General features: G+C 63.5%; 10 protein-coding genes. 6 read left to right on the plus strand and 4 right to left on the minus strand.

Annotated features, from left to right (window positions below; genetic code table 11):
- Positions 1-85 precede the first annotated feature (85 nt).
- The gene (locus BGO80_RS12840; RefSeq protein WP_286721790.1) at positions 86-2,392 is read right to left on the minus strand and encodes a Tex family protein; all 2,307 of its coding nucleotides are present in this window, start codon (positions 2,390-2,392) and stop codon (positions 86-88) included.
- Between the two features lie 199 nt (positions 2,393-2,591).
- On the opposite strand from BGO80_RS12840, the gene BGO80_RS12845 reads away from it, so the two are divergent.
- Genes BGO80_RS12845 through BGO80_RS12865 form a run of 5 tightly spaced genes read left to right on the plus strand, consistent with a single transcriptional unit; the run spans position 2,592 to position 8,128 of the window.
- Positions 2,592-3,602, plus strand: a complete 1,011-nt coding sequence (locus tag BGO80_RS12845; RefSeq protein WP_286721791.1) for an ABC transporter substrate-binding protein — start codon at positions 2,592-2,594, stop codon at positions 3,600-3,602.
- A gap of 58 nt (positions 3,603-3,660) precedes the next feature.
- Positions 3,661-5,331, plus strand: coding sequence for an ABC transporter permease (locus BGO80_RS12850; protein WP_286721792.1), 1,671 nt, complete (start codon positions 3,661-3,663; stop codon positions 5,329-5,331).
- A 4-nt stretch (positions 5,332-5,335) separates the two neighbouring features.
- Positions 5,336-6,430, plus strand: a complete 1,095-nt coding sequence (locus BGO80_RS12855; protein WP_286721793.1) for an ABC transporter ATP-binding protein — start codon at positions 5,336-5,338, stop codon at positions 6,428-6,430.
- A complete protein-coding gene (locus BGO80_RS12860; RefSeq protein ID WP_286721794.1) occupies positions 6,427-7,296 on the plus strand; it encodes an inositol monophosphatase family protein in 870 nt (289 codons plus the stop codon). Before BGO80_RS12855 ends, BGO80_RS12860 begins: the two co-directional genes overlap by 4 nt.
- A gap of 22 nt (positions 7,297-7,318) precedes the next feature.
- The gene (locus tag BGO80_RS12865; RefSeq protein ID WP_286721795.1) at positions 7,319-8,128 is read left to right on the plus strand and encodes a MurR/RpiR family transcriptional regulator; all 810 of its coding nucleotides are present in this window, start codon (positions 7,319-7,321) and stop codon (positions 8,126-8,128) included.
- 259 nt (positions 8,129-8,387) lie between these two features.
- Here the strand turns inward: BGO80_RS12865 and cas2 are convergent, their stop codons facing one another.
- Genes cas2 through cas9 form a run of 3 tightly spaced genes read right to left on the minus strand, consistent with a single transcriptional unit; the run spans position 8,388 to position 12,980 of the window.
- The gene (cas2, locus tag BGO80_RS12870) at positions 8,388-8,774 is read right to left on the minus strand and encodes a CRISPR-associated endonuclease Cas2 (RefSeq protein WP_286721796.1); all 387 of its coding nucleotides are present in this window, start codon (positions 8,772-8,774) and stop codon (positions 8,388-8,390) included.
- Positions 8,761-9,681, minus strand: coding sequence for a type II CRISPR-associated endonuclease Cas1 (gene cas1, locus BGO80_RS12875; protein ID WP_286721797.1), 921 nt, complete (start codon positions 9,679-9,681; stop codon positions 8,761-8,763). Before cas1 ends, cas2 begins: the two co-directional genes overlap by 14 nt.
- Before the next feature lie 56 nt (positions 9,682-9,737).
- Entirely contained in the window at positions 9,738-12,980 is a 3,243-nt protein-coding gene (gene cas9, locus BGO80_RS12880; RefSeq protein WP_286721798.1) for a type II CRISPR RNA-guided endonuclease Cas9, read from the minus strand.
- Between cas9 and BGO80_RS12885 the strand changes: the two genes are divergently transcribed.
- Positions 12,979-13,173: a hypothetical protein gene (locus BGO80_RS12885; protein WP_126149759.1), complete on the plus strand. Its 195-nt coding sequence runs from the start codon at positions 12,979-12,981 to the stop codon at positions 13,171-13,173. The two genes, cas9 and BGO80_RS12885, sit on opposite strands and share 2 nt — an antisense overlap.
- Positions 13,174-13,183: the final 10 nt, after the last annotated feature.

Consider the following 13,183-nt stretch of genomic DNA (forward strand, 5'->3'; position numbering starts at 1 on the left):
TTGCGCGGGGACGGGCGCACCATAGCGGGACGACAAGGGCAATGCCACCGGCTGATGGGCCGGTGACGCCTGTGGCGGCTTGCCGCTACTTGCGCTTGAACGCCTCGCTCAGCGCCGCGCCGAACGACCCCTGGCTCGAGCGCGGTTCTTCCCTGGACTTCGGCAAGCGCACTGGCTTGTCGGCGGGGCGGCGATTGGCGCCGGCTTCGGCGCGGGCGCTGCTCATGCCATCCCGACGCATGGTCAGCCCGATGCGCTTGCGCGGCACGTCGACCTCGACCACGGTGACCTTGACCACGTCGCCGGCCTTGACCACTTCATGGGGGTCCTTGACGAATTTGTCGGCGAGTTGGGAGACGTGCACGAGCCCGTCCTGATGCACGCCAATATCGACGAAGGCGCCGAAGGCGGCGACATTGGTCACCGTGCCTTCGAGCTGCATGCCGGGGCGCAGGTCCTTGATGTCCTCGATGCCCTCGGCAAAGGTCGCGGTCTTGAAGGCGGGGCGCGGATCGCGGCCGGGCTTTTCCAGTTCGCTGATGATGTCACGCACGGTGGGCAGGCCGAAGCGCTCGTCGACGAAGACGCGCGGATCGAGCGCCTTGAGCGCCGAGCTATCGGCCATCAGCGTCCGCACGTCGCGCCCACAGGCCGACACGATCTTGCGCGCCACCCCATAGGCTTCCGGGTGCACCGAGGAGGCATCGAGCGGTTCGGACCCGTCGCGAATGCGCAGGAAGCCGGCGCTCTGCTCGAAGGTGCGCTGGCCCAGCCGCGCCACGTCAAGCAGCTGCTTGCGGCTCTGGAACGGGCCATTGGCATCGCGATGGGCCAAGATGGCTTCGGCCAGCGAGGCGCCGAGGCCGGAGACACGGGCGAGAAGCGGGGCGGAGGCGGTGTTGAGATCGACGCCCACCGCGTTCACCGCATCCTCAACCACGGCATCGAGCGCCTTGGCCAGCCGGTACTGGTCGACATCGTGCTGATATTGGCCGACCCCGATGCTCTTGGGCTCGATCTTGACCAGTTCGGCCAACGGGTCCTGCAGGCGCCGGGCGATGGAAACCGCGCCGCGCAGCGACACGTCGAGCCCGGGGAACTCGGCGGCAGCGGCCTCGGAGGCCGAATAGACCGAGGCGCCGGCTTCCGAGACGATGACCTTGAGCGGCTTGGGTGGGGGCATATGGCCGAGCATGTCGGCTACCAGCTTTTCGGTTTCGCGCGAGCCGGTGCCATTGCCGATGGCGATCAGCTCGACCCCATGGGCACGGATGAGCTTGGCCAGCTCCGCCTGGCTGCCGCTGACGTCATTGCGCGGCGGGAAGGGATAGACCGTGGTAGTGGCCACGAGCTTGCCGGTGCCGTCGACCACGGCGACCTTGACGCCGGTGCGGATCCCGGGATCGAGCCCCATAGTGGCGCGGGTGCCGGCGGGCGCGGCCAGCAGCAGGTCCTTGAGATTGCGCGCGAAGACGGCAATAGCCTCCTCGTCGGCGCGTTCGCGCAGGTCGCGCATCAGGTCGAGCGAGAGATGCAGCGACAGCTTGATGCGCCAGGTCCAGCCGGCGACCTCGAGCAGCCAGAGATCGCCCGGTAGCTTGCCGCCGACATCATAGGCCGAGGCCACCATGCGCACCGCCGGCTTGATGGCGGAACTGTCGTCGGCATCCACTTCGAGTTCGAGGCTCAAAATCTCTTCATTGCGGCCGCGCAGCATGGCGAGGGCGCGGTGGCTGGGGGTGGTGGCCCATTTCTCGAAATGGTCGAAATAGTCGGAGAATTTGGCACCGGCCTCCTGCTTGCCCTCGACGACGCGCGAGCGCAGCACCGCACGGTCCTTCATATAGGCACGCAGCCGGCCCACCAGTTCGGCATTTTCCGAAATACGCTCGGCGATGATGTCGCGCGCGCCTTCAAGCGCCGCCTTCACATCTGCGACCTCTTCGGTGAGATAGGCGGCGGCGAGATCTGCCGGCACGGCGGCGCGATCGGCGAGAATGGCTTCGGCCAAGGGGCCCAGGCCGCGCTCGCGGGCGATCTCGGCCTTCGTGCGGCGCTTGGGCTTATAGGGCAGGTAGATGTCTTCGAGCTCGGCCTTGGTGGGCGCGACGGCGATGCCAGCCTCGAGCTCGGGGGTCAATTTGCCCTGTTCGCCGATGGATTTGAGAATGGCCTCGCGCCGGCTCTCAAGCTCGCGCAGATAGCCCAGCCGCTCGGCCAGGAGACGCAATTGCGTATCGTCGAGCCCGCCGGTGACTTCCTTGCGGTAGCGCGCGATGAACGGCACCGTCGCGCCCTCGTCGAGCAGCGCAATGGCGGCGACGGCCTGCTGCGGGCGGGCGCCGATGTCCTGGGCAATCAGAACCGCGATATCGGGCTTGGGGGCTTTCATGAGGTCCTCGCGGAATCGGTGGTCTCGATAGAGGCGACATAAACAGAAGGAGAACGCAAAGGGCAATTGCCACGTGGCATTTGCCCCAAGGCAATCGGTCACCGTGCCGATTATGTAGTTTTATTACGATTGACTTGACGTATCGTAGTTTTGCCACATAGCTTAACGTGCTCCAAGGGAGCCTTACGGGAGATAAGGTATGGCAAGGGTTCACTCACTCATTCTGGCTGCCGGCGCGGTGCTGGCTCTGTCCTCGGGCGTCAGCGCGCAGAGCCTGACGGTCTATTGTCCGATGTCCGAAGACGATTGCGCTTCGGTGCTCAAGGCCTTCGAGGCCGATAGCGGCATCAGCTCGAGTTTCGTGCGCATGGGCGCCGGCGAGGTTCTGGCCCGCATTCGCGCCGAGGCCGCCAATCCGCAGGCCGGTCTCTGGCTCGCCGGCACGGCGGATCTGTTCATCCAGGGCGGCAGCGAGGGGCTGCTCGAGCCCTATGCGGCAAAGGGTGTAGAGCGCGTCGCGCCCAAATATAGCAGTGCCGACAATGCCTGGACCCCGATCGCGATCTCGGCGATCGCCTTCTTCTATAATCCCGACTATCTCGCCGAACTCGGCGCCGAGCCGCCGACCAGCTGGGAAGATTTCGCCGACCCGGTGTTCAAGGATGCAGTGGTGCTGACCCATCCGGCCTCGTCCGGCACCGCATCGGTGGTGCTCGCCACCATGGTGCAGATCTATGGCGAGGACCGCGCCTTTGAAATCCTCAAGGCGACCGATCCCAATGTGCTGCAATATTCGCGCTCGGCCGGCGCGCTGACCCAGATGGTCGCCTCGGGCGAAGTGGCCATTTCCCAGTCCTTTACCCATGGGCTGGAAGTGGCGCTGGAGCAGGGCTATCCGATTGCCGTGTCGTTCCCCGAAGAAGGCACCGGCTATGAGCTGAATTCGGCGGCTGTCATCGCCAATGGCCCGGAAGAGCAGCGCGAGGCCGCCAAGGCCTTCCTCGACTGGGTGCTGACCGATGCCGGGCAGACGGCGCTGGGCGCGACCCATCGCGAGTCGGTCATCCCCGGCTTTGAAAACCCCAACCTCCAGATCAAGACCTCCGAGGTCAAGCTGATCGACTATGACGCCAAATGGGCAGGCGAAAACCGCGGACGCCTGCTGCAACGCTATGAGGCCGAAGTGCGCGACGCCTCCGCCGCGCAGTAACCCTAGCGAGGGCGAGGGGCAATGAAACCCTCGCCTCTTCTCCTGCTGCGAGGCCGGCATGCAATCCGTCGCGAAGCGTTCCCCGTTGACCGCGGGGCTGAAGAAAATTGTTACCGATCCCTGGCTGTTCGGACTGTTCATCGTCCTGACCCTATCGGTCCTGATCTTCGCCATCCTGCCGATCGCCAGCGTCTTGCGGCTGGCAGCATCAGGTGGGGAAGGCAATGGCTTTGCCGCCGTTGTCGACCGGCTGACCTCGCCGCTGGTGGTGCGGGCTTTTCTCAACACCATACAATTGGGCGTCGCCTCGGCGGTGCTGGCCACCCTGATCGGGTTCCTGCTCGCCTTCTCGCTGACCCGCACCAATATGTGGGGCAAGAAGGGCGTGCATCTGATCGCGCTGCTGCCGGTCATTTCGCCGCCCTTCGTCATTGCCCTCGCCATCATCCTGTTGTTCGGGCGTTCGGGCCTGGTGACGCGCGAATTGCTGGGCATCCGCAACAGCAATATCTATGGCTTCCAGAGCCTAGTATTCATCCAGGCGCTGGCCTTCACCCCCATCGCCTATCTCAATATTCGCGGCATGCTGCAGGCCATGGACAGCGCGCTCGAAGATGCCGCCGCCACCTTGCGCGCCTCGCAATGGACAACGTTCCGCCGCGTGACGCTGCCCCTCACCATGCCGGCGCTGCTCAGCTCCATGCTGCTGGTCTTCGTCAAATCCATCGAGGATTTCGGCAATCCGCTTGTCATCGGCGGCAATTACAACACGCTCGCCGTCGAAGCCTATTCCCAGCTGATCGGCTATTTCAATCTCGAAGCCGGCGCCATGCTGGCGAGCCTATTGCTGCTGCCCTCTCTGGTCGCCTTCATGGTGCACCGCCATTGGGTGTCCAAGCGTAGCTATGTGACTGTGACGGGCAAGCCCGCCAACCAGACCATCCGCATCGTGCATCCGGCCATCGTCTGGCCGCTGGCGGCGTGCTGCTATGCGCTGGTGGCGATCATCGTGCTGCTCTATGGCACGGTCATCTGGGTGAGTTTCACCAAGATTCCTGGTATCGACTGGACGCTGACCACCGAGCACTATGCGCGCGCCTTCACCACGGGGCTGCAGCCATTGTGGAATTCGCTGCTGCTCGCCGCCATTGCGACGCCCATCATCACCATTATGGGTATTCTCATCGCCTATATCCTGGCGCGCCGCGCTTATCCGGGCAGTTTCATATTGCGCTTCGGCACGCTCCTGGCCTTTGCCGCGCCGGGCACCATTATCGGCATCGGCTATGTCAGCGTGTTCAACACGCCGCCGCTGCTGCTGACTGGCACCGCCTTCGTCATCGTTGCTGCCATGGTGGTGAAGACGCTGCAGGTGGGTATCGAGGCCGGCACCAACCAGATCCGCCAGATCGACCCGGCAATCGAAGAGGCGGCCGCCGTGCTCGGCGCCTCGAACACCCGCATCTTCTCGCGGGTGACGCTGCCTTTGCTCAAGCCGGCACTGTTTGCCTCGCTGGCCTATGGCTTTACCCGCTCGCTCACCACGCTCAGCGCCATCATCTTCCTGGTTTCGGCCAATTGGACGCTGATCACCGTCACCATTCTCAACCAGGTCGAGACCATGCGCATGGGCCTTGCCGCTGCCTATAGCGTGATGCTCATCGCCATCGTGCTGGCCGTCCTGGGGCTCATGCAAGTGCTGCTTGGCCGCAGCCACCACCAGAGGTAGCGCCATGTCCCGCGTGACATTCAAAGCCATCAACAAGCTGTTTCCGGGGCGCAATGGCCGTCCCGACGCCCATGCGGTGCGCGATCTCGACCTCGTCATCGAAGACGGTGCGCTGGTGACCTTGCTGGGGCCCTCCGGCTGCGGCAAAACCACGACGCTGCGCATGCTGGCCGGGTTCGAGACCCCCAGCTCGGGCAGTATCTCGATCGACGACCGCGACATCACCACCACCCCGGTGAACAAGCGCGATATCGGCATGGTGTTCCAGTCCTATGCGCTGTTTCCGCATATGTCGGTGCGGGAGAACGTCGCCTTCGGCCTCAAGGTCTTGAAACTCTCATCCAGCGCGATCAATCGCCGGGTCGAGGATATTCTGAAGATGATGGCTTTGTCGCAACTGGCCGACCGGCAGCCTTCGCAATTGTCGGGTGGCCAGCAGCAGCGCGTGGCGCTGGCCCGCACGGTGGTCGCCGAACCGCGGGTGCTGCTGTTCGACGAGCCGCTGTCCAATCTCGACGCGCAATTGCGCGAACGCATGCGCGACGAGCTGCGCCAGTTGCAGCAGCGCCTCGGCATTACCAGCCTCTACGTGACCCATGACCAGAGCGAGGCCATGGCCATATCGGACCGCGTGGTGGTGATGCGCGATGGCGTGGTCGAGCAGAACGGGGCGCCGCAGGACATTTATGCCAGGCCCGCCACCGCCTTCGTCGCCGAATTCATGGGCAAGGCTAATATTGTGCGCGTCAAGGTCGAGAGCGTGTCGGACACCAGCGTCAGGGCGAAACTGGGCGGTGCATCGGTCGACCTGCCGCGCCATGTGCTGGCGATCAAGCCGGGCGAGGTGATCGACTATGTCATCCGCCCCGAACAGATGTTGATTTCGGAAACCGGCGATATCGCCGCCGTGGTGGAGCGCGCCGTCTATCAGGGCGGGTTCGTGGAATATCACGTCACCATCGACGGCGCCGCCTGCACGCTGGTCGATCATCTCTACCATAGGCATCGCCTCCACCGGGCGGGCGAAACCATCCGCGTGGATATCGGCACCGCCGTGCCCTGGCCGCTGGCGGCCTCGATTGCAGGAGTTTCGGCATGACCATGACGTCTGCTGCCGATATCGCCCGCCTGGCTGAGCATGCCGCCCGCCAGGCAGGCATGGTGATCCGCGAGGCCTTTCTCGCCGCCGCCGCCGGAGAGGCGCTGGGGGTGGAGGAAAAGCATGGCCATGCCGATATCGTCACCGCGCTCGACCGACAGTCCGAACGGCTGATCCGCGACATCATCCATGCGCAGCTCCCACAGTCCCGCATTCTGGGCGAGGAGAGCGGCTGGGATGGGACCGGCGATATCATCTGGTATGTCGACCCGATTGACGGCACCAGCAACTTCGCCTCGGGCCTGCCCTTCTTCTGCGTCTCGATTGCTGCTGTGCGCGCCGACAATACGCCCATTGCCGGTGTCATCTACGATCCAATGGCCGACGAGATGTTCTCCACCCACGGCGGAAAACTCTGGCTCAACGGCGCCGAGATCAGGCCGGCCAGTCGTGCCCATCGCGACCAGGACGCCGAACTGCTGACCAATCTGCCGCGCGAGGGCAAGCCCCCGTCGCCCGGCGAAATGGAGCGTTTTGGCACGCTGGTGACCCATTTCCGCGCAGTCCGGCGGCTGGGTTCGGCAGCTTTGCAGCTGGCCTATGTGGCGGTGGGGCGGGCGGCGGTCAATTACGACGAGAACTGCCATCCCTGGGATATTGCCGCCGGCCTGCAATTGGTGGCCGCCTCGGGTGGGCGCGTGCTGTGCTGGCGGCCGGACCGCGACCTGCCGGTGGCCGACCCCATGGCGGAACTGGCCGAACTCGATCGCATCCTCGTCACCACCCCGGGCTATGACGTGGAGAACAGCGTGGTTCTTTCCGGCTGGGCTTCTCTTTCGAAGGGGGCCGCGCTAGGCCTGAACTAGGGACGGGCGCGGGAGAACGACGATGCTGGCACGGATCAGGTCATCACTCAACGATATGGCCCCTTCCGAGCGCAAGGTGGCCGAAACCGTTCTGGCCAATCCGCAGGCCGCCATTGCCTGGTCCATGGCCGATATTGCGCGCTTTTCCGGGGTCAGCGAGCCCTCGATCATGCGCTTTTGCCGCAAGCTCGGTTTCGAGGGCTATTCGGATTTCCGCATCAAGTTCGCCCAGGCTGTGGCGCTGCTGGAAAAAGCCGAACGCCCCATCGAAGACGGCGGCGACGACCCCATCCGCTCGCGCATCATCGCCAATTGCAACAAGGCCACGGCGGCGATCAACGACCTGATCATGGATGTGGACAGCGCTGTGATCGCGCGCGCGGCCGAACGACTGGCCACATCGCGGCGCATCGACGTCTATGGCCATGGTGGCTCCGGCTTTCTGGCCGGCGAGGCGCAGTATCGCTTCGCCTATCTCGGCCTCGCCAGCGTCGCCTATTCCGACCCGTCGCTGCAGATGTTTTCCGCCGTGGCCCTGGGGCCGGAGGATAGCGTGCTGGCCTTTTCCTTTTCCGGCATCACCACTCATATGCTGCCCAATCTGGAGATCGCGCGCGGGGCGGGGGCGCAGATTATTACGCTCGCCCCGACCGGCTCCGCCATTGCCAGGGCCGCCGACCTCAACATCGCCATCAACGCCTACCGGCAGAAGAAATCCCCGGTCTTCCTGCCCAATGAACGCCTGACCATGTATGTCATGCTCGACGCCCTGGTCGAACTGGTGGGCGAAAAGCTGTCGGGTGCGGTGGGAACTGATAGGGTGCGAAGCTGATCGATCGGAGCTTATTGAGGTTGCCGCTGGATCGTGGTTTTGAACTGCTAAGCTCAAGCAGCAGCAACAGGAATTCGACCAGCGTGTTGCCGCTGGACCGCGATTTCTGAACTGCTAAGCTCATCGCGTTCCACGCGATAGCGGGCGTTTTGTTGCCGCTGGACCGCGATTTCTGAACTGCTAAGCTCGATCCTGTCCGATCTTCTTGTTTTTAAACAGAAAATCGGCGGGATCGGTGCAGGCAAAATGCGTGGCGGGGCTAGAAAAGGGCGAGCTGGCCCGGGTTTTTCTGCGGGGTGCGGCGGCCCTGGTCGGAGAATCGGACAATGTTTTCATATTGCCGGTCGGTGAACGGAAAAATGTAGACATTGCCCATGCTGGGCAGATGGGTTTCGATTTTCCGGACATAGGCCTCGAACTGCTCCTTGCCTTTGCAAAAACGAAGATAGTTGGAAAACTGGCTCATCTCAAAGCCTAAATCCAACAGGGCCAGTCGGAATTTGGTCGCTGCCGCGCGCTGCTGCTTGGTCTCGACCGGCAGGTCGAAGGTCACGAGCATCCACATGAGCTGATATCCGCTGAGATGGGTGGCGCCGGAATTGGCCTTTTGGGCGCGCTTGTTGCTGGGGTTCTTAGGCGTCGACATCGGCAGTCGCGGGGGCTGAAACGAGAAGCGGCGGTTGCGGCAGCTCGAGACGGGCTTTGCCGGTCTCGAAACTCTGGGCCACGGAGTGGACGAAGCGCTGCGCCTGCACCGAAAGCGGCGAGACGCCCAAGAGGGAGGGCAGGTCCAGCGTGGTAATGCGCGTCAGCACCAGTTTGGTCTCGGGGTTCACCTCGCTCATCCCCTCGTCCACCAGGGCGCGCACCATCTGATCGACCAGCGGGCGATAGGGCTCCATCAGGTCGTCGGCCAGGGCAAAGGCATTGGCGCGATTGGCGTGGAAAATGCCGAGCGTTGGATGCAGGCCCGAAGCGCAGATGGCGCGGGCGAGGATAGCACGCAGCACGGTATAGCCGTAGTTGAGCAGGCCGTTGATATCGCCACCGTCCTGGTCGCGGGTGAAGTGCCGCCCGAACAGCAGCTTCCAATACCGCCGCGCCGCCTGGGCCTCGACATTGTCGGGATCGCCCGAACGCACCGAGCGGGCGAGGAGGTCGAAGGCGCCGGCCTCGTGACCGTTGCGCAGGAGGATTTCGCCCTGCATGCGGATTTTGGCCTGGACGATCTCCTTCCACATCTGCTTGCCCAGGGGGCGGGGCGCCGCGAGCTGGGCCCGCATGCGGGCGCCTTGCAGATGATGGCCGTGCAGCGGCCAGACGATTGATTGCGGGGCATGGTTGCTGCCGCAGATCACCACCGGGACGCCGCGATCGCCCAGCCGCGTGAACACGGTCGTGGACCAGGTGACGCCATGGGCATGCACGATGAGCGCCCCGATGTCATCGAGCGCGATGCGGCCGCGTTCCTCGCCCTGGTCGCTAACCGTAAGGAAACCGCGCTGCACGGCAAGATACAGATTGTCCGTTGCTATGTCGACCACGCGCTCCATGCAGAAGAGCCTAGGGCAAGACTGTAAAATCCGCCAAGGCCTGCATGTTTTTAGCGTTAATCGGTGGATTTTTTCTTGCGTGCGTTTCGGGCTTCCTTGTCCCGCGGGCCGGGGTCGAAGACGCGACCGATTTCGTCGACCCGCACCTGGCGCAGCCCGATGTCCTTCATCGCGCTGCCCGATTTGTAGAAATATCGGAAGCGATCCTCGGGGTCTGCATCACGCGCCTTCAGGGCGCCGGCCTCCTTATGCGGCGCAAATGTCATCTGGCCACTCTGGCTGAATTTCACCACGCGGCCGATTGTTGGTCCGTCCTGGGGGTGGTCATAGGCCACCATGTCGTTCTGCTTGAGGCTGAGGACCCGCCGAGCTGCGGGGTGATGGATATGAACGGCCGATGTCCAGCTCCGGTCATGCGCATCGAACATGGACACAACCTCATGCATCCATTTGCCGTTCGGCAATTCCCACACATCGTAGCGATAGTTGGCGTCGCCCTTATAGGCCTTGTAGGCCCGGCCAGTGCCGTCGCGAATGGGGATGACATTGAGCGGCTCGACCACGCGGACATGGCGGATGCTCTTGTAGTCATCGCGGTCGCGAAACTGTTCGAGCGCCGCCTGCAACTCCTTGCCGCTGCGGCCGGCAATGGCGCTCCCGAGCGCCTGGGCGAGCTGGCGGTCGCGGATGCTGGGAAGGTCCTTTTCAGTGAGGCTCGTGAACGGCTTGCGGCGCACGACGATGGGCGTGCCGCGGCTGTCGGTCTCCCCCGTCAGGCCATAGGCGGTGTCATTGTGCAACTGGCCGGCGGTCTGCCCGCCTTGTCCGGGCTTTGGCAGCGTGCCGTGATCGGGTTTGTGGCTGACCACGATGCGCTTGATCACCGCCTGCAACTCGTCGCGGAAACCGGGCCAGGGCGGCTCGATCTTGCCGATGGTTTCTTCGAGCGCCTGGGCCTCGCGCCCACCGGCCACAGTGGCGATGCGCTGCAGCAGGGCGCGGGTGGTGACGCCAACCACCGCTGCGTCGATGGCATGGTGGCGATGGTCGTTTCGGTTTTTCTGGTTGTGGTCGGCGAGGAGCGAATTGAGCCCCCATTGCCGGCGCAGCATTTCGGTCATCCGGCCGGTGATGACACGCACATGGTTCTTGCGCGCTAGCACGCCCTGCGCATCAGGCTCCTCGTCGGGATAGAGCGCCGCCATATAGGCATGTGCAAGGCGGGAGAGATATTGCGTATCGGTCAATTGCCGGGCGAGGAAGGTTTCCTCGTCGGCGAATTTCTTCATCGCGTCGCGGCCGAAGCGCCAGCGCTTGTTGAGCGGCAAGGTGTTGGCGCGGGCGAGAATGTCGTCATAGCGCCCCTGCCATTGCGGCACCTCAGCGGGCGCATAATTGGCCTTTTGCCGGTTGCAGGCGACGTGGCAGACGAGGCGATTGGCCTGGCTGTCATCCAGCGTTTTTGACCAGGGCAGGATGTGGTCGATATCGACCGCGCTGGAAAACAGCGTCTCGATATTGATCGGCTCGCCGCAATAGATGCAGACGCGGTTCTCCGGCGCCCTGAGATTGAGCTCTTCCCAGAGTTTGAGCAGCACGCGATTATAGCCGGTATCGGGCACGCCCAGCTCCACCAGCTTGGCCGAGCGCTGTTCGGCGGCCCGGGTGTTGCGGGCAATCTCGATGTTCTTTTCGCGCTTCTGCTCGTCGTTGAGTTTCAGCTCCCGCGCCAGTTCGATGGCGATCTGCTCCGGCTTGCCATAGCGGCGGATGAGGGCATTGAGCACTTTCTGCAGCTGGTTGAGCCCGATATGAACGGTTGGATTGGTGATCCGGCCCTTTTCCACATCATAGGGGTCATCCGGATTTCCGGTGCCCGGAGGAATGCGCCGCGCGATGACCTCCTGGTATTTCGGCAGCGCCTCAAGGCCAGCGCCACGCTGCAGCAACGCATGGTCATAGCCGGCGCGTCTGGCGGCCTCGGCCTCGGAAATGACAGCGGCCTTGAGCTCGACCAGGATTTCGGTCAGCGCCGTTTCGCCCAGCCGGCCATAGCCTTCGGGCAGGCGGGCGGCCAGAATGGCGTCGATATGCTCGCCATCCAGCCCGTAATGCTGTTCCAGCCAGGCGGTCAGCTCCAGCGGGTCCTCGACGCGGCGCAGGGTGTCGACAATGATCCAGCGCTCTTCGAGCGGCATGGAAATCCAGGCCTGGCCGAACCGGGTCTTGGCCGAGAGTTCGGCGGCGACCTCGTCGCCCTTCATCTTGGTGCGGCTCTCGGTTTCCTTGTTGAAGCGCGTGCCCAGCGGGGCGCGCGCCGTCTTGCGCAGGGCGCTATAGGCGGCTTCGCGCTGGGTCTTGAGTTGGGCGATGAGTGCGTCGCGTTGATCGAGAGAGAGTTTATGGTGGTCCTGATTGCGATCGACCAGTTCGAGCTCATTGACCTCCTTATAGAGGCGGAATTCCTGGAACAGCGGATGGGCGCGTGGCAGGCGCTCTTCCCCGGGATTAAAGCTACATTTGCCCACCTGCACCGGCTTCAGCGGTCTTTGGAAGAAGATGATGGTTTCCAGATGCGTCCGGCGCTCCTCGGTCAAGACGTCGGGATAGTGCGCGGCCTGGGCGGTCCAGATGGCGTTGAACTCGTCCTGCAGCAAGGCGCGCTCGGGATAAAAGCCGTAGCCGTCTTCTTCCTTGTCATCCTTGCCGGGAACGCGGGAGGGGCGCACGCGCACCCAATTGCCGGCCTGGTGGCGGTGATTGAGATATTCACCCAGCGTGCGCATGCCTTCTGAGGCCAGCTTGTCGCGCAGCCGCGAAATGCCGCTGGCGATCTTGCCCTGGTCATTGTCGCGCTTGTCGGTCTTGCGATTGGATTTGAAACCGCGGCGCTGATTGATATGGAACAGCGCCCGACCGATATGGTGCAGCGGCAGTTTGTCGTCGAGGGCGCGGGCGCGTAGGGCATAGACATCGCTGGCGATTTTGCCGGGCGCCTTGTCATTGGTTTCGGCCACCAGCGCGCGGCGAGCCGCCGGATCATCGGGCATCAGCCCATATTCGATCAGTGTGCGGATGACCGCCTTGCGCCGTCGCTTGTAGCGATCGCGGCGACGCGACATGCCGCGGGCCAGGCGGCGCCCCTCGGCAAGGGAAGTTCCCGATTTCGGCTCCCGGCCATCGGAAAAGATGCGCACGCCGGCATCGAGGATGCGGTAGGGCAAATTGGCGTTGTCGAGCGCCAGAACGCACCAGCCAATGGAATTGGTGCCGATATCGAAGGCAAATGAAGTTTTCATGACGCTTTCCCCCAAAAGCATCTCGCGGAGCGCCGGCGAGGAGGCCGGGCCTGGCGATGTTGCATCCACATATAAAGGCAAGGTCTATCGTCCGGGGGTATTTGTCCGCACCGGTAATAATCCCGTCGATAGATACCTAGAGGTGCTGGATTGCTTCCTGCCGTCAAAAATGCAAAATGAGAAAACTGCCTAGCAGTTCAGAA

The sequence above is a fragment of the Devosia sp. 63-57 genome (assembly GCF_001899045.1).
In the GTDB taxonomy this organism is placed as follows: domain Bacteria; phylum Pseudomonadota; class Alphaproteobacteria; order Rhizobiales; family Devosiaceae; genus Devosia; species Devosia equisanguinis.